Origin of the sequence: Alcaligenes sp. SMD-FA, from assembly GCF_025960365.1 — a bacterium.
Lineage (GTDB): Bacteria > Pseudomonadota > Gammaproteobacteria > Burkholderiales > Burkholderiaceae_B > Alcaligenes > Alcaligenes aquatilis.
In genome coordinates this window covers 2,379,139-2,401,797 of the sequence record NZ_CP110108.1, presented here as the reverse complement: position 1 = coordinate 2,401,797, position 22,659 = coordinate 2,379,139, and the positions used below count along the sequence as shown (strand labels likewise).

At 54.5% G+C, this 22,659-nt stretch carries 25 protein-coding genes and 1 tRNA gene; 17 read left to right on the top strand and 9 right to left on the bottom strand.

The window, feature by feature from the left end; translation table 11 throughout:
- Positions 1-30: 30 nt before the first annotated feature.
- Positions 31-1,266 (top strand): cystathionine gamma-synthase family protein, encoded by a 1,236-nt coding sequence (locus OKX01_RS11095; protein WP_094197010.1) that lies wholly within the window; start codon positions 31-33, stop codon positions 1,264-1,266.
- A 13-nt stretch (positions 1,267-1,279) separates the two neighbouring features.
- Here the strand turns inward: OKX01_RS11095 and OKX01_RS11090 are convergent, their stop codons facing one another.
- Positions 1,280-2,752: a PLP-dependent aminotransferase family protein gene (locus OKX01_RS11090; protein WP_094197009.1), complete on the bottom strand. Its 1,473-nt coding sequence runs from the start codon at positions 2,750-2,752 to the stop codon at positions 1,280-1,282.
- A 319-nt stretch (positions 2,753-3,071) separates the two neighbouring features.
- Between OKX01_RS11090 and OKX01_RS11085 the strand changes: the two genes are divergently transcribed.
- From OKX01_RS11085 to OKX01_RS11075, 3 genes are read left to right on the top strand one after another with little or no spacing between them, the layout of a single operon-like run.
- The gene (locus OKX01_RS11085) at positions 3,072-4,631 is read left to right on the top strand and encodes a nitrite reductase (RefSeq protein WP_230017873.1); all 1,560 of its coding nucleotides are present in this window, start codon (positions 3,072-3,074) and stop codon (positions 4,629-4,631) included.
- Between the two features lie 13 nt (positions 4,632-4,644).
- Complete coding sequence (locus OKX01_RS11080; protein ID WP_094197007.1) at positions 4,645-4,989, top strand: c-type cytochrome; 345 nt, start codon at positions 4,645-4,647, stop codon at positions 4,987-4,989.
- Between the two features lie 48 nt (positions 4,990-5,037).
- Positions 5,038-6,018, top strand: a complete 981-nt coding sequence (locus OKX01_RS11075; protein ID WP_094197006.1) for a bifunctional precorrin-2 dehydrogenase/sirohydrochlorin ferrochelatase — start codon at positions 5,038-5,040, stop codon at positions 6,016-6,018.
- Between the two features lie 44 nt (positions 6,019-6,062).
- Here the strand turns inward: OKX01_RS11075 and OKX01_RS11070 are convergent, their stop codons facing one another.
- The 8 genes from OKX01_RS11070 to cobA form a co-directional block, all read right to left on the bottom strand.
- Complete coding sequence (locus OKX01_RS11070; protein WP_264671743.1) at positions 6,063-6,248, bottom strand: hypothetical protein; 186 nt, start codon at positions 6,246-6,248, stop codon at positions 6,063-6,065.
- 224 nt (positions 6,249-6,472) lie between these two features.
- Positions 6,473-7,606, bottom strand: coding sequence for a heme d1 biosynthesis radical SAM protein NirJ (gene nirJ, locus OKX01_RS11065; protein WP_264671742.1), 1,134 nt, complete (start codon positions 7,604-7,606; stop codon positions 6,473-6,475).
- A 2-nt stretch (positions 7,607-7,608) separates the two neighbouring features.
- On the bottom strand, positions 7,609-8,106 hold the full coding sequence (locus OKX01_RS11060) for an Lrp/AsnC family transcriptional regulator (RefSeq protein ID WP_094197003.1): 498 nt from the start codon (positions 8,104-8,106) through the stop codon (positions 7,609-7,611).
- A gap of 1 nt (position 8,107) precedes the next feature.
- The gene (locus OKX01_RS11055) at positions 8,108-8,593 is read right to left on the bottom strand and encodes an Lrp/AsnC family transcriptional regulator (RefSeq protein ID WP_094197002.1); all 486 of its coding nucleotides are present in this window, start codon (positions 8,591-8,593) and stop codon (positions 8,108-8,110) included.
- On the bottom strand, positions 8,586-9,581 hold the full coding sequence (locus OKX01_RS11050) for an Lrp/AsnC family transcriptional regulator (protein WP_249459462.1): 996 nt from the start codon (positions 9,579-9,581) through the stop codon (positions 8,586-8,588). The genes OKX01_RS11055 and OKX01_RS11050 overlap by 8 nt, the downstream gene beginning before the upstream one ends.
- Positions 9,562-10,722, bottom strand: a complete 1,161-nt coding sequence (locus OKX01_RS11045) for a cytochrome D1 domain-containing protein (RefSeq protein WP_094197000.1) — start codon at positions 10,720-10,722, stop codon at positions 9,562-9,564. The genes OKX01_RS11050 and OKX01_RS11045 overlap by 20 nt, the downstream gene beginning before the upstream one ends.
- Positions 10,719-10,907: a c-type cytochrome gene (locus OKX01_RS18900; RefSeq protein ID WP_230017876.1), complete on the bottom strand. Its 189-nt coding sequence runs from the start codon at positions 10,905-10,907 to the stop codon at positions 10,719-10,721. The genes OKX01_RS11045 and OKX01_RS18900 overlap by 4 nt, the downstream gene beginning before the upstream one ends.
- Positions 10,908-11,092: 185 nt before the next feature.
- Positions 11,093-11,875 carry a uroporphyrinogen-III C-methyltransferase gene (cobA, locus tag OKX01_RS11035; RefSeq protein ID WP_264671741.1) on the bottom strand — a complete coding sequence of 261 codons (783 nt, stop codon included), beginning with the start codon at positions 11,873-11,875 and terminating at the stop codon, positions 11,093-11,095.
- Positions 11,876-12,444: 569 nt separating this feature from the next.
- Between cobA and OKX01_RS11030 the strand changes: the two genes are divergently transcribed.
- The 13 genes from OKX01_RS11030 to OKX01_RS10970 all read left to right on the top strand — a co-directional run bounded on the left by OKX01_RS11030 (position 12,445) and on the right by OKX01_RS10970 (position 22,609).
- Positions 12,445-12,717: an HU family DNA-binding protein gene (locus tag OKX01_RS11030; RefSeq protein WP_003799450.1), complete on the top strand. Its 273-nt coding sequence runs from the start codon at positions 12,445-12,447 to the stop codon at positions 12,715-12,717.
- A 91-nt stretch (positions 12,718-12,808) separates the two neighbouring features.
- A tRNA-Val gene (locus OKX01_RS11025) sits at positions 12,809-12,884 on the top strand.
- 909 nt (positions 12,885-13,793) lie between these two features.
- Positions 13,794-14,204, top strand: coding sequence for a hypothetical protein (locus OKX01_RS11020; protein ID WP_234354312.1), 411 nt, complete (start codon positions 13,794-13,796; stop codon positions 14,202-14,204).
- 710 nt (positions 14,205-14,914) lie between these two features.
- On the top strand, positions 14,915-15,124 hold the full coding sequence (locus OKX01_RS11015) for a cold-shock protein (RefSeq protein WP_094196995.1): 210 nt from the start codon (positions 14,915-14,917) through the stop codon (positions 15,122-15,124).
- Between the two features lie 224 nt (positions 15,125-15,348).
- Complete coding sequence (locus OKX01_RS11010; protein WP_264671740.1) at positions 15,349-15,621, top strand: hypothetical protein; 273 nt, start codon at positions 15,349-15,351, stop codon at positions 15,619-15,621.
- A gap of 30 nt (positions 15,622-15,651) precedes the next feature.
- Positions 15,652-16,074, top strand: coding sequence for a class I SAM-dependent methyltransferase (locus OKX01_RS11005; RefSeq protein ID WP_264671739.1), 423 nt, complete (start codon positions 15,652-15,654; stop codon positions 16,072-16,074).
- Positions 16,075-16,258: 184 nt separating this feature from the next.
- Positions 16,259-17,278, top strand: coding sequence for a sulfate ABC transporter substrate-binding protein (locus OKX01_RS11000; RefSeq protein WP_264671738.1), 1,020 nt, complete (start codon positions 16,259-16,261; stop codon positions 17,276-17,278).
- 25 nt (positions 17,279-17,303) lie between these two features.
- Positions 17,304-18,218: a sulfate ABC transporter permease subunit CysT gene (cysT, locus tag OKX01_RS10995; RefSeq protein ID WP_094196991.1), complete on the top strand. Its 915-nt coding sequence runs from the start codon at positions 17,304-17,306 to the stop codon at positions 18,216-18,218.
- Positions 18,215-19,102 (top strand): sulfate ABC transporter permease subunit CysW, encoded by an 888-nt coding sequence (cysW, locus tag OKX01_RS10990; RefSeq protein WP_094196990.1) that lies wholly within the window; start codon positions 18,215-18,217, stop codon positions 19,100-19,102. The genes cysT and cysW overlap by 4 nt, the downstream gene beginning before the upstream one ends.
- A gap of 18 nt (positions 19,103-19,120) precedes the next feature.
- Positions 19,121-20,218 carry a sulfate/molybdate ABC transporter ATP-binding protein gene (locus tag OKX01_RS10985; RefSeq protein WP_264671737.1) on the top strand — a complete coding sequence of 366 codons (1,098 nt, stop codon included), beginning with the start codon at positions 19,121-19,123 and terminating at the stop codon, positions 20,216-20,218.
- A 223-nt stretch (positions 20,219-20,441) separates the two neighbouring features.
- Complete coding sequence (locus tag OKX01_RS10980) at positions 20,442-21,242, top strand: energy transducer TonB (RefSeq protein WP_413544475.1); 801 nt, start codon at positions 20,442-20,444, stop codon at positions 21,240-21,242.
- Between the two features lie 9 nt (positions 21,243-21,251).
- Positions 21,252-22,109: a MotA/TolQ/ExbB proton channel family protein gene (locus OKX01_RS10975; protein WP_108727604.1), complete on the top strand. Its 858-nt coding sequence runs from the start codon at positions 21,252-21,254 to the stop codon at positions 22,107-22,109.
- A gap of 2 nt (positions 22,110-22,111) precedes the next feature.
- Complete coding sequence (locus OKX01_RS10970) at positions 22,112-22,609, top strand: ExbD/TolR family protein (protein ID WP_108727603.1); 498 nt, start codon at positions 22,112-22,114, stop codon at positions 22,607-22,609.
- Positions 22,610-22,659: the final 50 nt, after the last annotated feature.

Sequence of the window (22,659 nt, the reverse complement as noted above, 5' to 3'; positions counted from 1 at the left end):
TGTACACGCATTATGGGCTTTGAAACGATCATGGAAGAAAACGGCTTTATTACCTCTACCTTGCACTCTGACCGTCGTTTGGGTACGCAGTATGGCGCTATTCATCAGCCATTGCACCCATCGACCGAGTTCGGTTTTCAGGATGCGCGTGAGCTGGCCGCAGTCTTTCAGGGCAAATCCGGCTTTACCTATTCTCGTCAGGGCACACCCACCACGGCGGCGCTGGAAGCCAAGATTACGCGTATGGAAAAAGGGGTGGGCAGCGTCAGCTTTGCAACCGGTATGGCAGCATTGACCGCGACCCTGTTTACCTTGCTGCGCCAGGGTGATCACCTGATTGCCAGCAAATATCTGTTCGGTAACACCAACAGTCTGTTGGGCACCTTGCGCGACCTGGGTGTTCAAACCACGCTGGTAGACGCAACCGATGTGGCCCAGGTGCAAGCCGCGCGTCAGCCCAATACTCGCATGGTGTTTCTTGAAACCATTGCCAATCCGGGCACACAGGTGGCTGATTTGAAAGGGGTGGGGCAATGGTGTCAGGACGAGGGCTTGTTGTATGTGGTTGATGCCACTTTGTCCTCGCCTTACCTGTCGCCCGGCCGCGAGTTCAAAGCCTCTTTGGTGGTCAACTCGCTGTCCAAGCACATTGGTGGCCACGGTAATGCTCTGGGTGGCATGGTGACAGATACAGGTCTGTTTGATTGGACGACCTATCCTAATATTGCCCAGGTATACCGCAATGGCAATACGCAGAACTGGGGCCTGGTACAGATTCGTAAGAAGGGCTTGCGCGATATGGGCGGCACCTTGTCGTCCGATGTGGCCCACCGTTTGGCTGTAGGCTCGGAAACCTTGCCGTTGCGTATGGAGCGCATCTGTTCCAATGCGCTGGCTTTGGCGCGCCATTTGAAGGCTCACCCCAAGGTGAAGCACGTGCAGTATCCGGGTCTGGAGGATCATCCTCAACACGAGCGTACGGCTCAGTTGTTCGGCAATCGCTTCGGCGGCCTGATGAGTGTCGTGCTGGAAGAGGGCATCGAAATTTTCGACTTCCTGAATCGTCTGAAAGTCTTTGTTCTGGCTACGCACCTGGGTGACAACCGCAGTCTGGTGCTGCCCGTTGCCCATACCATCTACTACGAGATGGGGCCCGAGCAGCGTGCCCTGATGGGTATTTCCGACAATCAGTTGCGTATCTCTGTGGGTATCGAAGAGATCATTGATCTGACGTCCGACTTTGATCAGGCACTGGCCCAGTCTTAAGTTCTTTGCACAGCTAGCCATGGTTCAGCCTGGCTTGTATCAGGGCTAGATGCTGCATCGCTTGTTGTAACTCGCTGCACTCCAGATTCGCGTAGCCAAATAGCAGATGGCGTGGGTCGCTGCCGTCCGCTTCCTGGCTGGCGGCCTGTGCCAAAGGGTATAGGCGTATGCCATAGCGAAGCGCTGCCGCAGCAACGTGATGGGCATCCGGGCCTTGTGAAGGCAGTCGGAAAGCCAGATGCATGCCAGCATTGTGTCCGCTGACCACTCCGGTATTTCCCCATGCTTTTTTCAGTCCCTGCAGCAGGGTATTGCGTTGCTCCAGGTAACGGCGACGCAAATACTGCAGGTGCCGAGGATAGTCATACTCATCAAAAAAACGTGCCAGAATAGCTTGTGTTAACCAGGGCGATCCATTGTTGAGCAAGGCCTTGCGAGCAATAAAGTCCTGGCTCAAATGGGGTGGACAAACCATATAGCCCAAGCGCAAACCAGGCCCCAATGTTTTCGAGAACGAACCCAGGTAAATTACCTGTCCGGGGCTCATGGCCTTGAGCGGCGCAGGTAGGGCCGGGCCATAACAGAAGTCTCCGTCGTAGTCGTCCTCAATAATCAAAGCACCGCTGGAGCTGGCCCAAGCCAGCAGCTCCTGCCTGCGCGGCACTGTCAGCGTGTGCCCCAAGGGGTATTGATGGGAGGGCGTGACAAAGGCTAGTTGGACCGCCCTGTTGGGCAATTGATCGGTGCATAAGCCGTGTTGATCTACAGGCACGGGAATGCCCTGAGTACGATGGCGTGCCAGTAGATGCCTGAAGCCGTTATAGCCAGGCGATTCGTGCACCGCACAGCTGTTTTCGTCCAGAAAGTGGGCCGCAATCAGGCTCAAGGACTCCTGCGTCCCTGCCGTAATGAGGATGTGGTCCGGGTCAGCCAAAATGCCTTTGCTGGCGGCCAGATAATCTGCAATTTGCAGCCGCAAACCCCATAAACCTTCAGGCGGTGGATAGTCCGTCATACCAGTGCCTGCATAACGCAATAGTTGATTGGATAGATAAATGAACTGGCGCAGCGGAAAGGCATGAAGCGAGGGGCGCCCAATCTTGAAATCAAAACGAACCGGCACACTGGCGGCGGGCACATGAACACCGCTGGCCAGGGCCGTGCTGGTACGCAGGTTGCGTGAACAGTGGGCCGTCTCCATGACAAAATCCGGCACCAGTCGACTGCGCCCGTTGCGGGTGGGCGTGGCGACAAAAAAGCCCCGGCTGGGTTCGCTATGAATCAGGTTGGAGTCGATTAGCAAATCATAGGCACCCATGATCGTGTTTTTAGAAACCTGCAGCAAAGAAGCCATACGGTTGATTGAGGGCAGGCGATTGCCTTCCTGCAAACGTCCCGAACAGATCAGGGTTTCAATTTGACGTGCAATTTGTCGCTTATACGGTGGGCTATGGGTATGAGAGAGCGTAATCGGTAAAGAAAACATGGCGGGACTGGAAAAATAATCAAAACCATCAAGGGCGAGCCAAGCCGGGCCACTATAGGCAGCAGCCTCTAGTTTTAACTTGAGTTAGCTCAAAGTGACGATTCGTTCGTGATAAATTTATCCGACTTCTTGATCTGCCAACTGGCCTCTTGTCATGGATATTTTTATCTCAGTAAGAGTGTTTAATTTATTGTAATTACGATATAAAAAAACCATTCCCATTATGTAATCTGTATCCATACCTTCTCAGTAAAAAATAACAATCGTTATAGTTGTTATGGTCTTGCCCTTTAGCAAGGCAATTGTTGGAGGTAATGGAATGTATAGAAAAATGATGACCCTGGCCTTCCTGTCTACCAGCGTCAGTGCGGCTCTGGCGGCACCGACGCAAGAGCAAGTGCGGGTAGACAACTTGTTTCAGCAAAACTGTGCGGTGTGTCACGCAGCCGACCGGGGAGGGTATATTGCTCCGGGCTTGCACAGTGATCGCCTGGTTCAAAGCGAGATTGCCTTGCGCGGCACCATCATGACTGGAATCCCGGATACCTTGATGCCGCCTTTTGTCGGACGTTTACCCGACGAGGATATTCGTGCCCTGGCCAAGATGATCAAGAACGAGCCCGTGGTGGAACGCAGTTGGGACATGGATCAAATTCGTGCCAGCGTGAAAGTACTGGTGGACGAATCCACCTTGCCCAGCAAGCCCAATTACGAGATCGACTCCGTCTACGACTTGATGGTCATCATGGCCCGGGGACGCTACGGTCGGGGGGATGGTTCTAATCAGGCACGCGCCGTTTTCATCAATGGCAAGAACAATCAGAAGGTAGGAGAAATCGCCACGGTTGGTGCGCCACATATCATGGAGTTCAGTCCCAGCCATGAGCGTTGGGGTTACCTGAAAAGCGATGATGGTCACGTCTACAAAATTGACCTGTACACCTTGCAGATTGTGCGGCAGGCCAAAGTGGGCCTGACGGGGACCGGTATTGCATTGTCCAAAGATGGTAAGTGGTTGGCACTGAGTTCTTTTGTGCCCAATAGCATGGTCATCCTGAAAGCCGACACACTGGAGCCGGTGAAGTATCTTGCTCTGGAGGGCGAGGACCCGGATGGCAATTTCATCAAATCCGCCGGCGGTCCCATCATTGGCAGCCGCATCAATAACAAGTTTGCACTGACGCTGCGCCAAGCCGGGCAGATCTGGATTATTGATCCGGACAAGCCAGACATGCCGGTCACCAAACTGGCCAAGGTGGGCCGCATGTTGCATGACACTTTCCTGACGCCTGATGGTCGCTACTCCATGGTGGCTTCCTACGATGACAACAAATATGTGGCGATCGACTTGAAGGACGACAAGGTGGTGCGTGATATTCCAGCTGGCTGCCAACCGCATGCAGGCTCGGGGGCGGTTACCGAAGTGAATGGTCGCATGCTGGCTTTCGGTACCAATATGGGCAGCTGCAAGCTGGGTTCGGTTGTTACGGCCTGGGATACCAAGGACTTTTCCGTGGTGAAACAAATCCCGGTAGCCGGGGCCACCGAATCGCCTGCCGCACATCCCAATGCACCGTATGTGGCGGTGGACATTATTGACAAGGACAAGCGCGCTTCCTGGATTCAGTTAATCGACAAAAACACCTTGTCGGTGGCGAAAACCCTGGATGTGGGCGGCCATGCCTTCTTCCCTAACTACAACCGCACAGGAGATTACTTGTACGTCAGCTCGGGTTACTGGGGGGACCGTCTGAAAATCTACGACAGCCGTAGCCTGGAGCTGGTAGCCGAGCACAAGATGGAAAGCCCATCGGGTATTTTCTCTCGCGCTCGCACTCGCTGGCTCACCATCGGTCAGCCTGAAACCCAAAAATTCTAAGCAAAGGAATGTCATGAAACAGCTTTTTATGGGTGTGGCTCTGGTTGGTCTTTTAGGCTCAGGTGCAGCGTTGGCGGCGGATAAACCCGCCGGTTTACAAGGTTCGCATGGGCAGTCACAACTGTCGGCCCAGGCGTCATCCATGTTGCCTTTATGTGCCTCTTGTCATGGTCTGGAAGGTGTCAGTACGGAAGGCATGTACCCCAACTTGGCGGGGCAGAAGGTGGAGTATCTGGTCAAGCAGCTGCAGCAGTTCAAATCCCGAGAGCGTAACGATCCCATCATGAGCCCGATGGCTGAACCGCTCAGCCCGGAAATGGTGAATGAACTGGCTGCCTACTTTGCCAGCTTGAAGTAAGTGTGAACTGGGCGCCAGTTTTTACTGGCGCCTTAAGGATGTCCTGCAATGAATGTGTTTCCCTTGTTCTTCAATCTGACTGGCAAAGCCGTTGTTGTTGTAGGTGGCGGCTCGGTTGCCGAACGTAAAGTTCGGCTCTTGTTACGTGCAGGAGCGCGGGTGACGGTGGTTGCACCGGAACAGACTCCCTGGTTACGGGCCAGCGCGCAAGCAGGGGCGCTAAGCAGCTTGTTCACTGCTTTTGTCGCCGAGCATATTCGCGAGGCCTGGCTGGTTATCGCGGCCACCGGACGACGAGAAATAAATCGTATCGTGGCTCAGGCGGCCGATGCCTTGCATCTGCCCTGTAATGTGGTTGATGACGGGCAACTGTCCACCGTGCAGGTTCCTGCCATGATCGACCGTTCGCCTTTAATGATTGCGGTTTCCTCGGCAGGGTCTGCACCTGTGCTGGCGCGGCGGGTTCGGGAGTGGATAGAAAGCGAGTTGCCTGAATCCGTAGGGGACTTGGCCGGTCTGCTGGCTCGTCGTCGAGCTGATATCAAGCAAGCTTTTCCCGAGGTGCATACTCGCCGTCATTTTTTTGACTACGTGCTTGATGGCCATATTCCTGACCTCCTGGCACAAGGAAAGTCCACCGAAGCATTGGCAGCTTTTGATGACGCCTTGCAGAAGCAGACTCCCCAGCAGCATGTTCAGGTCACCATTTTGCCTATCGCGGATTTGGAGGCCGTGGACTTGTTGACGCTGCGCGCTCTGCGAAAATTGAATCAGGCGGACTGGGTCTTGTACCTGCCTCTGATCCTGCCCGCGATTCTGGAAAAAGCACGCCGTGATGCCCGTTTGATGGCCTTGGATCAGGCCGGTGTGGTCTTGCAAGATACCCTGTTGAATCAGGCATTCTGGACACCGCTATGCCGTTCATGGGCGCCAGGAGAGCGCATCGTCATTGCCTGGAAGTCTTCGTGGGATGTGCAACCTTTGCTTGAGCTGTTAAAGCAGCAAGGCTTGAGCTGTGAACTGGCTTAGAAGTGTTGGAGTGATGAAGAGTTAGGTGGCGTGTGCTTGCTACGTTATATGGAGCTGCTTGAGTGAGGCAAGAATTCTTGCCTCACTTTTTTTGTCTCTTGTTTGTGCAGGCTTATGGGCCTGGAAATGATGAACTTTGCCAGCATCCACATCCACATCCACATCCACATCCGCTTCAGCACCAGCATTGGCGTCTGCACCAGCACTGGCACCGGCAGCATCATCATCATCGGTGTTTGTATTTGTACCGGTACAGAGTATGCAGGAAATCCGGGGTTCGGGTCTGTCTCTGTCCAGACTTTTATCCGAACTTGGCTATGTCTGGAGACTGTATTCGCCTCTCAGTGCTGCTTTACTGTTCTGGACAGTTGCTTTGCATGGTTTCGTGGCCGGGCAGGGAAGGGGATTGGGGTACAGCGAAAAGGGCTTTGACTGGCTTCTTGATTGGGCAGGCTCAGGCAGTAATTTCCCGGTTATTGAGATAGCAACCCGGATCTTCTGCCCATACATTGCCCGTACTTTTTTCTGCCCTGGTGCGCGTATTACCATTGCAAATATCCAGGTAGGCGCATCCCGCACAGCGTCCCTGTACAGGCCTTGGCCGTTGGCGCAGTCTCGCTAACAAAGGATCTTGATTGTTGGACCAAATCTCTGAGAAAGGCTGTTTCAGCACATTGCCTAAGCTGTAGTGCCACCACATGGTGTCCGGGTGTACATTGCCACGGTTATCAATGTTCGCAATTCCTTGGCCGGAGGAGTTTCCACCCCATTGACGCAACATGGTCAGAATTTTTTTAGCCTGATCTGGGTAGTGGCGTCGTACCCAGTGCAGGAAGAAAACGCCATCGGCATCATTGTTCCCTGAGGTAAATTCCTTGGGTTTTCCGGCTTTCTGATACGTCATGCAGGTCGTGAAAAGTTGTTCCATGGCCCGCCGGGTGACGGCGTGATGGCTGGCCAAAGCGCGATTGCTAAGACCTCGGCCCGCGTAATTTAGATGAGAGAGATAAAAGCGGTCGATTTGCTCCTGGTCCATCACTGCCAGCAGGCCATTGAGGTCAGCCGCATTTTCCTGGGTCAGAGTAAAGCGCAGGCCCACTTTCAAGTGTTTTTCGCGACACAGCCGTAAACCATGCAAGGAAGCAGCGTAGGCTCCGTTTTCACCACGAATACGGTCATGCCTGGCCTGCAAACCATCCAGGGATATGCCGACATAGTCAAAGCCGCAGTCGGCAATCTGGTCGATATTCTGTTCAGTAATCAGGGTGCCGTTGGACGATAGCCCTACGTACATACCCAGTGTTTTTGCGCGTCGACCCAAGTCGTAAATGTCTCTGCGCAGCAAGGGTTCACCGCCGGACAGAATCAGGGCGCGCACACCGAACTGATGTAGATCGTCCATGACAGAGCAGGCCTGCTCGTAGCTCAGTTCGCCGGGAAAATCCTTGTTGGTGGAGGCAGAGTAACAGTGGCTGCAATGGAGATTGCAACGACGTATCAGATTCCAGATCACCACAGGGGCTTTGCTGGCACGCGTGGCGGCAACAGGGGAGTGCAGGGCAGCGATAAAACGGGATATCCGGAACATGCTCAAGGCCTCCGCAGACGCAGGCCGGTCTTTTTAAGAATGGCCGTGGAAAACAAAATGTCGTGATCATGCAAGACACCCGGAAAGTGCTGCGTGATGTGCATGCTGATGTTCTTTGCTTGGGCACGGACCGTGTCATGGTCCTTGCCATGCAGCATGGCAAACAGGTTGTATGGCCACGCAGGCAGACGACGCGGGCGACGATAACAATGGCTGACTCCAGCTTGTGAACCTAACCATGTACCCACGGTGTCCAGGCGCTCGTCTGCAATGTTCCAGACGCACATGCCATTGGCTACATAGCCCAGGGCGTAGTGATTCGGGATGGCTGCAATCCGTCTTATCAAACCTTGGTCCAACATGGTTTGAAACTGCTTCATGACATAGGCTTCGGAGACGCCTAGCGCCTGCGCCAGCCTTAGGTAAGGCTGCGGCTCTATAGCCAGCCCTTGCTGCGAAGCATGTATCAGTGCGGTATAGGCAGGGTTCAAATGCTCCATGTCAAAGCTCCAGTTTCAGGCTAAGTGCGTATTCCTGTTCTTTTGGAAAAGCGAAGACAGGTAAGCCGGTTTCGGTTTCGATTGTGGTCAGGCAAGCCTCAAGGTCTTGTGCGCTTGCCGTGGCCAGTACAAACCACATATTTAAGGCGTGAGCGCGTCGGTAGTTGTGGGCGACTTCGGGATGGCGGTTCACGGCTTTGACAACGCTGTCCCACCGTTTTTCCGGTACAGACATGGCGACCAGACAGTAAGCGCCGCCTAAGGCTTCAATTTGGAAGAGGGGGCCAAAGCGGGTCAGGACTCCGGATTGACGCAGGCACTGGACACGCGCAATCAGGTCGGATTCGCTTAAAGAAAGATCAGGAGCCAGTCGTGCAAAGGGGCGGGAGCAGATGGGGAAACCCTCTTGCAAGCGATTGAGAATGTGGCGGTCGGTGTCGTCTAACTCGACCGGCGCATGCAGTGGCGTCGTGTGAGTGTCAGTCATGATAGGCCGGGCCAAGCAGGGCTCCGCGTTGTTTGAAACAGCGAGTGGAAAACAGCACGTCCTGTGGGAACTGTCCCAAGCCTAAACGGCTATTCAGTTCCGCATGGTGAGCCAGTACGTGCTGGCGATCTTTGCCGTGAATCATGCAAAACAGATTGTGATTCCAATGTGGCGGGTGGGGCTGTCGTTGGTAACAAAGCGTGATGCCGTTTTGTCTGGCCAGTTCCTCACCCAAGGCGTCGATACGATGGTTGTCTACCGTCCAGACACACATGGCATTGGCGCTATAGCCTAGCGTGCGATGGCGTAAAACCAGACCAAACCGTCTGAAAACACCTTGTTCCAGAAAGCTGCGCAGGTGTTGCAGGACTTGTTTCTCACTCATTTGGGCATGCTCTGCCCAAGGTTTGAAAGGTTCGGCTTGTATCTCCAAGCCTTGCAAGGAGCGCTCCAGGAGTTTGCGTTCAGCGCTGCCTAATGCAGGCAGACTATGGCTTGGTGCCAAGGGGCTGGCAATTTTGACATGAGTAGTCAGGCTAAACCCCAGGTCAATGTGATAGGCCCGGAGCATGGGCAAGGATAAGGGCAACAAACCGGTGTATTGGGCGATGTGGTCCAGGGTTGCCTGCCGTTCTTGCTCATTCGCACAGGTCAGCACAAACCATAGATTGACCGCGTGTTCGCGTGCGTAGTTGTGGTTCACAGCGGGCAGGGTGCTGATCCAGTTCGCAATCCTGTCCAGATCCTTGGCTGGGATAGGCATGCCCACCAAGGTGCTGCTCATGCAGGCGGGGTTCAGTACCGGCCCGATACGGCTGATGATGCCATCGCTGCGCCAGCCTTGGAGATAGTCCATCACGGCTTGCTCGCTTAGTCCCAATAGCAGCCCCAGCTTACGGAACGGACGGGACTCCAGGGGGAAGCCGTGTTGCCAGGCATTCAATAGTTGAAAGGCAGAAGGGGAAAGATCAGAAACCAATGCGACCACTCCGATGCGTAAAAAACACCCCGCTGGGTTGCTGAATCTCCAGGCTGTCCAATCGCTTGAAACTGCGGGTGTCGTATACGCTGACTCGATTATCGTCTCGTGCTGAAATCCAGACAGCCTCGCCGCGTGGGGTGAACTCCATGTGGAGAACCGCTTTGCCTGCGTCCAAGGTCCGAATCACTTCTAAAGTGGCGACATCAATGACCTGTACCTTGTCGTTGTCTGGGAAAGCAAAGTTCACCCAGACTTGCCGGCCATCGGGCTGAGCCATGACGAAAACGGGTTGGCCCTGAACAGGGATGCGAGTTTTTTCTTGCCAATCCAAGGTGCTGGCCACTAGTACTTCATGGCGTCCAATGGCAGGCAAAAACAAGTCCTGACCCGCTTGGGACCAGCCACGCAGATGCGGCATCTTGTAGACGGGCAGGGCGGTTTCGCCTTTGCCATAGCCTGGCAAGATTTTTCGGACTCCATTTTCAGGCTTCCATAAATCCAGCATGGCCAAAGCGTCTTCGCCAAACAGGCCGGCAATGTAGTAGCGTCCGTCTGGGGTGACCATGGCATCGTAAGGTTGGCTGCCTGCCGCAAAACGCCGTGTTGTGGGGCGCAGCGGGTCGGATAAGTCGGTGAGCCAGATTTCACCGGCCTCGAACAAGGAATAGGCGAATTGCTGATTCGGTAGGTCAGCCAGTCCAACCACCTTGGCGCGTTTGTCGGGGGCGTAGTAGGACGGAACTTCACTGACCAATTCCAGGGTCTTTGCGTCAAAAACCTTGATACCGCCGGGTTCGTAGTTCTGTACCACAATCAGCTTGCCGTCCTGGGAGATCGCCCCACCTATGGCATTGCCGGACTGAATAATGCGGCGGACTACAACTTGTTTGATCAGGTCCACTTTGCTCAGCCCGCCATCACGTCCGAATATATAGCCATACCGTCCGTCGCGCGAATAAGTGATATGAGCGTGGGAGAGGTCACCCAAGCCCTCAATACGCGCCAAGCGACTGCGGTGACTGGTCTCAACAAGGGCTACGCTGCCTGTGGCGCGCTCGACGATCAGCCCCAGGTCGTTAGTGCCGCGTAGTGAGTTGGCACAGCCGCTTAACACGACAAGCAGGCTAAGAGTCATGAGTGCTTTCATGGTGCTGTATCCGAGTTCTGGAGAAGGAAGTTCGCCAGCCATAAACTTTCCGCTGGCTGCAAAAAGCGGTTCCAGGCAGGCATGGCGGTGCCGGGGCGACCTTGCATGATGGTCAAGGCGATTTGTTCTGGGCTTTGGCCTTGCAAGGCATCTGCCGTCAAGGCTGGGCCTAGACCTCCTTTCAAGAACAAGCCATGACAGGAACCGCACTCTTGATGAAGTAGTGTTTGTAAAGAGAGGCGCTGCTCTGAAGTCAACGTGACGTCATTTGCAGTGGCTTGTTGCGGGTCAACAAGGATGAGCAATACAGGCAACCCAATCCGGGCCAGAGTCCGTCTGCCGCAGCGTTTTAAAGAGAAGTGCAAACCACTCACATCAGTGCCCAGGATGATTCGGGTGTGAGTGTGTCTTGCGTGTTCGATGTGGGCTGCGGGTAGTCTGGGTGTAGCTGTACAACTTGCCCAATGATCAGCAAGGCAGGAGGGCTAAATGTCTGTGCTAGCTGTGGAAGTGTCTGCAACGTACCCAAGCCCCATCGCTGGCTTTTAAGTGTGGCGTCCTGTGCCAGGGCGATGGGCGTATGTGGGCTGCGTCCATGTTGGATCAAGGCCTGGGCGATATGACGGCAATTGGCCATGGCCATGTAAAACACCAGCGTACAGGTGGGGTCGGATAGGGAGGCCCAGTTCAGCTCCAGCCCTTGGTTGTCCCGCAAATGTCCGGTGATAAAGCGCACACTGCTGGCCAGCCCGCGATGAGTCAAGGGAATGCCTAAAGAAGCCGCACAGCCCGTCGCGGCAGTAATTCCAGGCACAACCTCGGCCCGGACGCCGTGTTGTTGCAGATAAAGCTGCTCCTCGCCGCCGCGCCCAAAAATAAAGGGATCACCGCCTTTTAGGCGGATAACGCGCTGATGCGTTCTGCTCAGTGATAAGAGGATGTCGTTGATGTCGTCCTGCATGCTGGGTTTGCAGGCGGCCACCTTGCCAACATCGTGCAGGGTGGCTTCAGGGTTGATGCAGCTCATGATGGCGCGGCTGACCAAGCGGTCATAGACCACAGCATCTGCATGTTGCAGCAGGTATAAAGCGCGTAGTGTGAGAAGTTCAGGGTCGCCAGGCCCCGCCCCAACCAAATAAACCTTGCCGTGCATCGTTGCGCTCCTTGACGGTAGCAAGTACCGAAATACAGTCAAACAATGCAGAAAATTGTAGGAGAGCAGACCGCTCTGATATGGGCACGGTTGGTGCTCAAGAGAAGGGTGCAGAGCCTTGCTCCTGTCACTCAGATAAGGTGTTATCTGTTGTTAAGTCCGGCTCTCGTAAGGGAAATTAGGCTGAGAGTGGTTTTTGCGGCTGCAAAGAGGGGCGCATAAGCGGTTGAAAAACATTCAAAATCACAGTATCAGTTGGCTAATTTTGAAGTTTTAAAAGTTCAAATAACATATTTGCGACGGCCTGTTAAGTTTCGCGGCACAAATTAGGGAAAGTCCTGCAACTTGTATCAACAGTGAGCAATGATGCGGGTTACAGAGGTTTTTTGCTTGACACGGGTATTAAACGAAGGCTTAATACGCGGTAGCCAACCGGGGTGCTTATGCGCCCGGTAGCAATGGCAGACGGCAGTGCTTAGCTGCCCTTTCGTTTGTCACTATTAAGTCTGACCGCCACACACTGGTTCCCGCTGGGGGCCCGTAAAATAATTTTCAGGGGTATTTTCTCAATGAATAAAACCGAGCTTATCGAATTCATTTCCACCAAAGCCGATCTGTCCAAAGCTGACGCTGGTCGTGCGCTGGATGCGTTTATCGATGCCGTGACCACCACGCTGAAAGAAAAAGATACGGTTACTCTGGTTGGTTTTGGCACCTTCGCTGTGTCGGAACGCGCTGCCCGTTCGGGTCGTAACCCACGTACCGGCGAAACCATCGAGATCGAAGGCGCAAACGTGCCTAAGTTCCGTCCCGGTAAGGCTCTGAAAGACGCCGTGAATTAATTTTTAAATTAATTGACGCAAAAGACTTGCAAAAAGAAATCTTTGATCCTATAATTCTTTTTCTTCACAAGAAGAACGGCATCGCAGAAATGGGTGCTTAGCTCAGCTGGTAGAGCGGCGCCCTTACAAGGCGTAGGTCGGGGGTTCGAACCCCTCAGCACCCACCATTTCTTTTGCTAGTCGAATCAAGCACTTAGGTAAAACTAAGTGCTTTTTTTGTGCCTGTTTAGCCCGCTTTTTGGATAGCCTCAACCAACCAGGATTGGCTTGCTACCCACTCAACTACGCCCTGCATTGAAGCCTGTTTAAGCTTGGATGGCGTGCTGGGAAAATGTAATGGCTTGTAAACAGGTCCGCACAAACGGCACCTGGGAATACGTATTCAAAAAAGCCGGGTTACTGGAAAAACCTGTCCATATGACCTTCGTCTCTGAGCAAGGGGCGATGAGTATGCCCAGCGGTTTGATGTCCTTTGCGGGATTGGGACATCATTTCTTCAGCGCATCAGCCAGACGGTCGCATCCTGACGATTAGCGCCTTGGACAGAGAGTGCCAACCGGAAGCCCATCCATTCCCGAAGAATGTCGCAGCACAGCGCACGATTGTGCGCATGCATGAGGATTGGCCGTTGGCCAGGATTACTGTCGGCTGGGTAGATAATTGGATCATCAGAAATGAAAAAGGTGGGGCTGCTGCGCCAGTTATCATTCGTGCCCGCGTAGGGGGCACGTTGCACCGACTGGGGAGTGAGAAAAGGTTACGTCCAGTTTCCTGATCATTCACAGCGTCTCGTTACCGGATGGGTACGCACATCAAGTTGGATGCTGCGCTGTCGGGTGGCGGACGTGTTGATATGGGGCGGGACCGTAGGCTTAGCGCGGTGAGTACGAAAGGAAATTGGCGATCATTCAAGAGGGCCGACTTCCGCGAACAAGGACTGATCTGCCGTATCCGCCAGCTTTGGAGTGCATTGTCATGCGACGGTGAAGTGGTTGGCATGCTAAATTACGCAACTCCCCTCCAGTTGGCGGAGGCCCGCAATAAGTCAGGATGAAATGGCAAACGAACATAACTTAATGCTTGTGATCGGCGCTGGGCTCAGTCTTATAGCTGCCCTGCTGCATGTTGGGGTGATCATTGTTGGGCCTTCCTGGTATCAACTGTTTGGCGCAGGCGATCGCTTTGTGCGTGCGGCTCAGGCTGGCCGCTGGTTTCCTGCGGTGTTTACAGCAGGGATCGCCTTAGTGCTTGCGGTATGGGCGGCCTACGCGCTGTCCGCTGCTGGCGTGATCGAGCGCCTTCCCTTGGTGCGACCGGCTTTGATCGGCATTACCTCGATCTACTTGTTGCGCGGTTTGCTTGGGCCGTTGGCCCTTGCGGGTACCGGTCGAAGCCGCCGGTTTATCATGATCAGCTCAGCGATCTGTTTGGTTTATGGGCTGGTGCATCTTTTTGGGCTGGTGCAAGTATGGGGCTCTCTAGTCTAAATGGTTGTGTGCCGGGTTAAGCATCAGGCGGCTATTTAACCGACCCGCGACATTAAGCACGTAGACTCCGCCAGCTTAAACACTCTGGCACTCCACATCGATAAAAAAAATCCCGTCATTGATGGTGGGAGACATATTGTTGCGGCTATCAGTCAGTCCCCTGATGCAGTACGGGTTCACACTACCCACTTTTCACGCACCCACTGCTCAAGCACATTTACGTGTTGAATGAGTTGCACGGGGACGCCGGCTTCCTGGCCACGGCCCTTAGAGGTGGTGGGGGAGAGGTGTTCCGGCCATAGGTATGCTGGGGGCGGTGCGCAACTGATTGCAGTTGTCAGCTCCCCAGATTCAGCGGCAAACCAGCCAGGGAAGGCGGCATTCAGTCGTTCGACACGCTCCTCACCAATGCGCTTTTGACCTGTTTTTCTTCCAGGGGAGAGCATGCGAGAGACGTAGCTGGGGCCAACGTCAATTCCTGCATTACCTGCGAGTAAGTGACCTATAGGTATTCAGATATGGGCACAGTGCTCTGGGATATCGACGTATAGCGGGGCGCAAAGTCATGAGGCCGAGCACCCTTCATATGCTTCGTTGATGATTCGCGCAGGTGTGGCGTCGGTTTAATTTGTAACGGCGCTATCTATATCTGCAAATAGCGTCCATAGTGTGTCCAGGGACATTTTTCCCCTGATTAATTAGGACATACATTGAAAACAGAAATTGGTATCGTGAAGTGGTTCAATAACGAAAAAGGCTTCGGCTTTATCATGCCCGAAAGTGGCGGTAAAGACCTCTTCGCACACCACAGTGAAATTCAGGGTGCTGGGTTTAAATCTCTTGAAGAGAACCAACGAGTTTCTTTCGTTGCAGGCGTAGGCCAGAAAGGCCCTTGCGCTACCCAGATCCAGATCATTTGATCCTCTGCTTGCCTGATTAGGCAAGCGTTGCGTTGATCAATAAAGCCGGGCCCTTTGAAACATTGGGTTCGGCTTTTTCAATTCTACTTATCCGGTCCAAGGCAAGGTAGGGCCGAGATGATTTCGCAGTCTTGCCAAACTTGTCGCTGCTTTTTGCCTGCTCTTGAGCGCAGCGACTATTTCAGGTGACACTAGGCTGGTCGATATGCGCTCCTTGGGTCTTCATGAGCAAACTCCTCTCTTGTCTGTCTCCACTTGCCACTCTGATTCTGGCTTGGCTGGCCTTCATGTTTCTTCTGTTTTTCCCACCGCTGTGGATCCTGTGGCCGGTGTTGGTCGTGAGCCTGGGCTGGATCAATTACAGAGGAATTCGCTACGCGCTGAGTATGAATGACAAGTCCAAGCCGTGGCACCTTTGGTTCAATGTCGGTGAGTGTCTGTTGGCGGCGATTGTTCTAACTTTGCTGATCCGTGACCTTAGCGTTTCTGCCGCCTGATTTTTTCCTTGTCGTACAAGAAACGCGCTTATGTGTTCGGGCCCTTGGCTTGATCGCTGGTTGCCTTTAATCGCTCAACGTGAAATCGCCTCGCCGGTGCTGGAGACAGGCTGTGGTTTTGGTGACGACACGCTGACTTTGATCCGGGCAGGCGTGAAGGTGACGGCTTTTGATCTCTCGCCTGAGTGCGTGGCGATCGCGCAGCAGCGTGCGCCCGAGGCGCAGATTGAGTGCAGGGATAGGCGCGGCCCTTGGCCGGAAGCGGCGAATAATCTTGAGCTGGTTCTGGCCAGCCTGTCCTTGCACTACTTCCCATGGGATGAAACCCGGAACATTGTGCACAGAATATGGAGCAGTTTGTGGCCCGGTGCCTTGTTTCTATGTCGTCTGAACTCGATCGAAGATGTGAATTTTGGTGCCGGGCAGGGCGAGTTGATTGAAGCCAACTTCTAGCGCGATCAGGGCAATTGCAAGCGTTTCTTTGATCGGGCTAGCGTAGACCAGTCTTGATCCGGCAGCCCTTTCCGCCCCCTCCATCTCCCCGCTATATCTAACCAAAGAATCGGTATTTAGCCGGGTGTAACACCCTTGCTAGACTCGTTCTCATTGCTTGGAAATGGTTTCTAGGGGATGGGACATGAAGCGGATTCAACAGAAGTGGAAGGGCGTTCGGGCGGGGGCTTTGCTCGCTTTGGTGCTGGCGGCGGCAACGGCTGTTGCGGCCGAGGTCAGTATTCTGAATGTTTCGTACGACCCAACGCGTGAGCTGTACGCTGAATTCAACAAGGCTTTCCAGGCACATTACAAAGAACAAACAGGTGACAGTGTGGTCATCCGTAGTTCCCACGGTGGCTCCAGCAAGCAAGCGCGTACCGTTATTGATGGTGTGCCCGCTGATGTGGTGACACTGGGTATTGCTTCCGATATCGATCAGATCGCCCAGTCCGGTTTACTGGACAAAGGCTGGCAAGCTCGCCTGCCGGACAACAGTACGCCTTACACCTCTACGATTGTTCTGCTGGTGCGCAAGGGCAATCCCAAGGGGATTGACGACTGGAACGATTTGATTCGCTCTGATGTGAAGGTGGTGACGCCTAATCCTAAAACCTCGGCAGGGGCACGCTGGAATTATCTGGCTGCCTGGTTGTATGCCTTAAAGCAAGGTAATGGGGACGAGGCGCAGGCCCGAGATTTTGTGGCCAAACTGTATCGCAACGTCAGCGTGCTGGATTCCGGTGCGCGTGGATCGACCACAACTTTTGTGGAGCGAGGCATTGGCGATGTATTGATTGCCTGGGAAAACGAGGCTCTCTTGTCGGTGAAGGATCTGGGGCCTGATCGCTTCGATATTGTGGTGCCTTCCAGCAGCATTCTGGCCGAGCCGCCTGTGGCATTGCTTGACACTAATGTCGCCAAGCATGGCACAGAAAAAGTGGCCCAAGCCTATCTGGAATATCTGTATAGCCCGCAAGGGCAGGAAATCGCCGCACGTCATTTTTACCGTCCTCGCCTGGAGTCGGTGGCCGCTAAGTACCGCGATCAGTTTCCGGCGTTGAAGTTGTATAAGGTGGATGATGAGCTGGGTGGCTGGACACAGGTGCAAGCCAAGCACTTTGCGGATGGCGGCGTGTTCGACAGCATCTACTTGAGCAGATAACCCTACTATCACCGAGGACCGTCCGATGTTACAGGCTCGTCTGTGGGGATTTTTGCCCGCTGTGCGCAAGCAGCGGGCTTTACCAGGCTTTGGTCTGACGATGGGTTTATCCATCAGTTATTTAAGCCTGATTGTGCTGATTCCCTTGTCTGCTGTTGTGCTCAAGACCACCTCTATGGGCTGGTCGGCGTTTTGGGAAACCATTAGTGCCGCGCGTGTCTTGGCTTCTTTGAAATTGACCTTTGGCATGGCCGCGTTGGCGGCGTTGATCAATGGTGTGTTCGGCTTGATTCTGGCTTGGGTTCTGGTGCGATACCGTTTTCCTGGACGCCGCATCGTGGATGCTTTGATTGATCTTCCCTTTGCCCTGCCCACGTCGGTAGCCGGTATTTCACTGGCCGCTATTTATGCGCCTACCGGCTGGATCGGTTCCTGGGCTGAACCTTATGTAGGGCAGATTGCGTTTACCCCTTGGGGGGTGCTGATCGCGCTGGTGTTTATTGGCCTGCCTTTTGTTGTGCGTACCGTGCAGCCGGTTCTTGAAGAACTGGAGCAGGAACAGGAAGAGGTTAGTGCGTGTTTGGGGGCGGATCGCTTCCAGACGGTCACCAAGGTCATTTTGCCCGCCATTTTGCCTGCCTGCTTGACGGGCGTGGCCCTGGCTTTTGCTCGTGCGGTGGGTGAGTACGGTTCGGTGATTTTCATTGCTGGTAACGTCCCTATGGTCTCGGAAATTACGCCTTTGCTTATCGTGATCAAGCTGGAGCAGTTTGACTATGCGGGAGCTTCGGCCTTGGCTGTCCTGATGATGGTGTTGTCCTTCATCATTCTGTTGGCGATCAACCGTTTGCAGTGGTATTTGCAGTTGCGTCACTCAGGGCAGGCCAGTGCTAAAGCGGCAAAGGTAGCAGCGCCTTTATCTTTGGAGGGCGCACGATGAGCAGCCTGACAATAGACACCGCTGTGCAGGCGGTGCCGGTACAGACGGCACGTTTGCGGGCGGCGCAGGATGAAGGCCCGGCCGTCAAAGCCATACTGATTGGCATTGCCTTGCTCTTCTTTGTGCTGTTCTTGCTGCTGCCCTTGATCCTGGTGTTCATGACGGCCTTTAGCCGGGGCATCATGCCGTATCTGTCCGCCTTGAGCCAGAGCGATACCTGGCATGCGGCCAGCCTGACGGTTCTGGTTGCCGTGATTGCGGTGCCGTTGAATATTGCATTTGGCTTGGCGGCGTCTTGGGCCATTGCTCGTTTTGAGTTTCGTGGCAAAAGCCTGTTGACCACCTTGATCGACTTGCCATTTTCGGTATCGCCCGTGATTGCCGGTTTGATGTTCTTGCTGATTTTTGGTCGACAGGGCCCGTTTTGGGACTGGCTGGATGCCAACAACATTCGTATCGTCTTTGCTTTGCCCGGTTTGGTCCTGGCGACTTTGTTTGTCACTTTTCCCTTCGTGGCGCGCGAGTTGATTCCACTGATGCAAATGCAGGGCAGTGAGGAAGAACAGGCTGCGCGGGTGCTGGGGGCCAATGGCAGACAGATGTTCTGGCGGGTAACTCTGCCCAAAATCAAGTGGGGCCTGCTGTATGGCGTGATTCTATGTAATGCCCGTGCCATGGGCGAATTTGGGGCGGTGTCGGTGCTGTCGGGCCATATACGGGGCCAGACCAACACGCTGCCTTTGCATGTAGAGATTGAGTACAACGACTATCACACGGTGGGCGCGTTTGCGGCGGCTTCGGTGTTGGCAGTCTTGGCTTTACTGACGTTGGCGCTTAAATTGTGGGCCGAGCGCAAAATGGTTCAAGACGGTCATCACGGATGATCGCATTCGGAGTTCATTATGAGTATCGAAGTTCGTCATCTATCTAAACAGTTTGGTGCGTTTACCGCACTGGGTGATGTGACATTGGATTTTCCAGCGGGCGAGCTGGTGGCCTTGCTGGGGCCTTCTGGCTGCGGCAAGACAACCTTGCTGCGTATCGTGGCTGGCCTGGAATATGCGGATGCGGGTCAGGTGCTGATCAACGGCAAGGATGTAGCCGCCGTGGGCACGCGTGATCGCCAGGTGGGTTTTGTGTTCCAGCACTATGCCTTGTTCCGTCATATGACGGTGTTTGAAAATGTTGCCTTCGGTCTGCGTATCAAACCGCGTAAGCAGCGTTTGCCCGAAGCCCAGATTCGTCAGCGTGTGCATGAACTATTGGAACTGGTGCAACTGGACTGGCTGGCCGATCGCTATCCAGCGGCCTTGTCAGGTGGTCAACGACAGCGTATTGCTCTGGCACGTGCCTTGGCCGTAGAGCCGGGTGTCCTGCTGCTGGACGAGCCCTTTGGTGCTTTGGATGCCAAGGTGCGCAAAGAGTTGCGCTCCTGGTTGCGCCGTTTGCATGACGATCTGCATATCAGCACCTTGTTTGTGACGCACGATCAGGAAGAGGCCATTGAAGTGGCGGACCGTATCGTGGTGTTGAACAAAGGTCGGGTTGAGCAGGAAGGTGCTCCGCAGGATGTCTATAACCATCCGGCCAGTCCCTTTGTGTATGAGTTTCTGGGGGCAGCGAATCGCTTGCCGGGTCAGTTCGAGCACGGACGCTTTGTCGCTGATCCTCAGTTGGGGCAATTCGAGTCCAATCAGGCTTTGAATGGTCAGGGTACAGGGCAGGGCGAGGCTGTCGGATATGTACGTCCGCACGATCTGGATTTGCAGCGTCAATTGGATGGTCAGGGTATCGTCGTAGCCGTGCAGCGCATTATTCCTCTGGGCGCGACGGTGCGGGTCGAGTTGGCCTTGAACGAGGGGGAGCGAGCCTGGGAAGCTGAGTTTGATCATCAGCGCTGGTCGCAGCTGGGCTTGCGACCTGGTGAACGGGCCTTGGCCTTGCCGCGCAAGTTCAGCGCTTTTCCTATTGGGCCTGAGGCTGAAGTGCGTTTGTCCTGATTTTTTGCAAATTATTCACAAACAGGCTGCCCTTAGGGCAGCCTGTCTGCGTTAGTATCTGGAAGGTTTTTGTGAGGCGGGTTGTCAGCAGAAAATATTATAGAGATTCAGTATTGAGAATCATTCCTGTTTCTGTTAAGATTCGATACTTCACTGGGCATCCTGTCCGGTCCCGTCATGGTCCATGCGGGTTGCAGAATGTGTAGAACGGATTATGACCGGAATTGCTTCTCAAAAGAATAATCGCTCGATGCTGGCCTTGAAGGCAACTGGCTTGGCATTAGCACTGGGATTGCACGTGGGTGTCGTGGCTACCATCTTGTGGACGGAAACCCCCAAGATTGTGGGCGAGCCCGCCCCGATGGATGTTGTCGGTGTGACCCTGGTGGAAGTGTCGGAGTCCCCGGTTCAGCAAGAGCAGGTCAGCGCCCCCCCTGAGGAGGTGGTGGCTGAGCCTGAGCCTGAACCTGAACCCGAGGTGGAACCCGATCCCGAGCCTGAGCCCGAACCCGTTGTTGAGCCGGAGCCTGAGCCAGAGCCTATCGTGGAAAAACCACCCATTCCCGAGCCGCCCAAGCCCAAACCAAAACCCAAGCCGAAACCCAAGCCCAAGCCACAGCCCAAGCCTGAGGTCCCACCGGCAGAAACACCGCAGCCTGCTCAGCCAGCAGCGCCGGCCGCTCAAGCAGGCCCGGCAACGGACAACACCTCCCAAACCGCTGCCCGCTCTACCGATGGGGACCGACCCAAGCTGATCGGTCGTGTGGATTATTTGGGGCGCCGTCCTGTGCCTGTGTATCCAAGGGCGTCGGAACGCCGTCGTGAACAGGGCCGCGTGGTGGTTCGTGTAGTGATTTCAACCCAAGGAACCGTGCTGGAGGCCAAGGTGCAAAGCTCTTCAGGCTATGAGCGTCTGGATGAGTCAGCATTGAAGGCGGTACGCACAGCGCGTTTCAAACCGTATACGGAAAATGGTGTGGCCTATCGTGCCATGGCCGATATTCCTTTCGACTTTGTTTACTAGGATATATCAATGATGCAGGAACTATTTCAAAGCGTATGGGTAAGCCTGGCACAAGTTGCAGGGCCTGTTGCCGATCAGGCTGCCGCCAGTGTTGCTGCTGCTGAGGAAGCGACCGGGGTGCTGCACTTTATCCAGCAAAGTGATGTGGTTGGCAAGACCTTGTTCGTGATCTTGGCCTTGATGTCGGTTGCCAGTTGGTACCTGATCATCGTCAAGGGCGTACTGTCCTTCCGTCTGAAGCGTCGCTCGCAAGGTTTCATGCGCGAGTTCTGGTCCGCCAGCTCCCTGGAGCAGGTTGAAAACGAAATCGCCACTCACGGTGCCCGCGATCCGTTCAGCCATTTGGCCAGTCACGCCATCCACGCTCAAAAACATCATGTGAAATATGGCGCTATGCGTCTGGAAGAGAAGGGTTCTACCGATGCCTTTGTCTCGCGCATCATGCGCAAAGTCATGGACGAAGAAACGGCCAAGTTGGAAAACGGCCTGACGCTGCTGGCTTCGGTCGGTTCCACCGCCCCGTTTGTGGGTTTGTTCGGTACGGTTTGGGGGGTGTACCACGCACTGATCAATATTGGTCTGTCCGATGGCGTGACCCTGAACAAGATTGCTGGTCCTGTGGGTGAAGCGCTGGTGATGACGGGTCTGGGTCTGGCCGTGGCGATTCCCGCCGTGTTGGCCTACAACGCCTTTGTGCGTACCAACCGCGTTTACTTGTCCCAACTGGACGCCTTTGCCCACGATTTGTTTACATTCCTGACCACAGGCCAACCCGTGCAGGACAACCAACCTGTTTTGCGCCGCGTCCCTAGCTCGGGTGGCGGTGCGACATCAAGCGCGGCAGCGGCTGCCAAGCGGGAGCACTAATCATGGCTTTTGGCAGCTTTGACAATCGCAATTCGGGCTCTGCGCTGTCCGAAATCAATATGGTGCCCCTGATCGACGTCATGCTGGTTCTGCTGGTGATTTTTCTGATCACCGCTCCGCTGCTGTCGCACTCGATCAAGATTCAGCTGCCCCAGGCCACATCCGAGCCGGTTCAGCAAGATCCCAAGACGATTGATCTGGCCATTGACGCTGAAGGGCAGATCTTCGTGAATGAGCAGCCCGTGGCGATGGAGGACTTGACTGCCACGCTGGCTCCCTACTCCAAGGATGAGCCTCAGCCTGAACTGCGTATCCGTGCTGATACCGATACGCGCTATGAAACACTGGCTCAGGTGATGAGCCGCTCCAAGGCGTCCGGTCTGACCCGTCTGGGTTTCATCACTCGTCCAGGCCCCACGACCAAGGCTGCCGGTCAAGACGGTCAAGCCAAGGATGGCGCCGCTACCCAGCAGGAAGCCGAGCCTGCGCCTGCTCCGTAATCCTGGGTTCTGGTTCGTGTTGTTTTTTCTGGCCCCTCGCTTTGCATCTG

What these genes read in the sequence shown, in the direction of transcription:
- OKX01_RS11055 (WP_094197002.1), bottom strand. Translation starts at nt 8,593, where the DNA reads ATGACTGACACTCACACGACGCCACTGCATGCGCCGGTCGAGTTAGAC.
- OKX01_RS11090 (WP_094197009.1), bottom strand. Translation starts at nt 2,752, where the DNA reads ATGTTTTCTTTACCGATTACGCTCTCTCATACCCATAGCCCACCGTAT.
- OKX01_RS11010 (WP_264671740.1), top strand. Translation starts at nt 15,349, where the DNA reads ATGAGCAAACTCCTCTCTTGTCTGTCTCCACTTGCCACTCTGATTCTG.
- cobA (WP_264671741.1), bottom strand. Translation starts at nt 11,875, where the DNA reads ATGCACGGCAAGGTTTATTTGGTTGGGGCGGGGCCTGGCGACCCTGAA.
- OKX01_RS10985 (WP_264671737.1), top strand. Translation starts at nt 19,121, where the DNA reads ATGAGTATCGAAGTTCGTCATCTATCTAAACAGTTTGGTGCGTTTACC.
- OKX01_RS10970 (WP_108727603.1), top strand. Translation starts at nt 22,112, where the DNA reads ATGGCTTTTGGCAGCTTTGACAATCGCAATTCGGGCTCTGCGCTGTCC.
- OKX01_RS11075 (WP_094197006.1), top strand. Translation starts at nt 5,038, where the DNA reads ATGAATGTGTTTCCCTTGTTCTTCAATCTGACTGGCAAAGCCGTTGTT.
- OKX01_RS11085 (WP_230017873.1), top strand. Translation starts at nt 3,072, where the DNA reads ATGTATAGAAAAATGATGACCCTGGCCTTCCTGTCTACCAGCGTCAGT.
- OKX01_RS11060 (WP_094197003.1), bottom strand. Translation starts at nt 8,106, where the DNA reads ATGGAGCATTTGAACCCTGCCTATACCGCACTGATACATGCTTCGCAG.
- OKX01_RS11020 (WP_234354312.1), top strand. Translation starts at nt 13,794, where the DNA reads ATGCTTGTGATCGGCGCTGGGCTCAGTCTTATAGCTGCCCTGCTGCAT.
- cysW (WP_094196990.1), top strand. Translation starts at nt 18,215, where the DNA reads ATGAGCAGCCTGACAATAGACACCGCTGTGCAGGCGGTGCCGGTACAG.
- cysT (WP_094196991.1), top strand. Translation starts at nt 17,304, where the DNA reads ATGTTACAGGCTCGTCTGTGGGGATTTTTGCCCGCTGTGCGCAAGCAG.
- OKX01_RS10975 (WP_108727604.1), top strand. Translation starts at nt 21,252, where the DNA reads ATGATGCAGGAACTATTTCAAAGCGTATGGGTAAGCCTGGCACAAGTT.
- OKX01_RS11095 (WP_094197010.1), top strand. Translation starts at nt 31, where the DNA reads ATGGAAGAAAACGGCTTTATTACCTCTACCTTGCACTCTGACCGTCGT.
- OKX01_RS11000 (WP_264671738.1), top strand. Translation starts at nt 16,259, where the DNA reads ATGAAGCGGATTCAACAGAAGTGGAAGGGCGTTCGGGCGGGGGCTTTG.
- OKX01_RS11080 (WP_094197007.1), top strand. Translation starts at nt 4,645, where the DNA reads ATGAAACAGCTTTTTATGGGTGTGGCTCTGGTTGGTCTTTTAGGCTCA.
- OKX01_RS11070 (WP_264671743.1), bottom strand. Translation starts at nt 6,248, where the DNA reads ATGATGATGATGCTGCCGGTGCCAGTGCTGGTGCAGACGCCAATGCTG.
- OKX01_RS11045 (WP_094197000.1), bottom strand. Translation starts at nt 10,722, where the DNA reads ATGAAAGCACTCATGACTCTTAGCCTGCTTGTCGTGTTAAGCGGCTGT.
- OKX01_RS11030 (WP_003799450.1), top strand. Translation starts at nt 12,445, where the DNA reads ATGAATAAAACCGAGCTTATCGAATTCATTTCCACCAAAGCCGATCTG.
- nirJ (WP_264671742.1), bottom strand. Translation starts at nt 7,606, where the DNA reads ATGTTCCGGATATCCCGTTTTATCGCTGCCCTGCACTCCCCTGTTGCC.
- OKX01_RS11005 (WP_264671739.1), top strand. Translation starts at nt 15,652, where the DNA reads ATGTGTTCGGGCCCTTGGCTTGATCGCTGGTTGCCTTTAATCGCTCAA.